The 279-nt window shown below is 70.3% G+C and carries 1 protein-coding gene; it reads right to left on the reverse strand.

The features are described from left to right. Positions 1–279 (reverse strand): aldehyde dehydrogenase family protein (locus tag RF641_RS17590; RefSeq protein WP_424573735.1); only part of this gene is annotated, 279 nt, incomplete at both ends.

Here is a 279-nt window from a genome sequence, read left to right on the forward strand (position 1 = left end):
GGGACCTTCATGGCCAGGGACATCAGCGGCGCGTTCCAGGTGATGATGGCGCCGATGACGCCGTTGGGCTGGCGCAGCGTGTGGCCGAAGGATCCGCCGGCCCCGCCGTTGCTGGTGATGCGGCCCAGCGGCAGCTTGTCCGCCCAGCCTGCGTAGTAGCGGGTCCATTCCACTGCGGCGCCGACCATGTTCCCCGCGGTGACGCGCTGGAAGAAGGTGGACGCCTGGTCACCGGCGGGCAGCGCCTGGGCGGGGATCTGGCCGAGGGCTTCTACTACC

This window comes from Arthrobacter sp. 'calajunan', assembly GCF_046940185.1.
In the GTDB taxonomy this organism is placed as follows: domain Bacteria; phylum Actinomycetota; class Actinomycetes; order Actinomycetales; family Micrococcaceae; genus Glutamicibacter; species Glutamicibacter soli.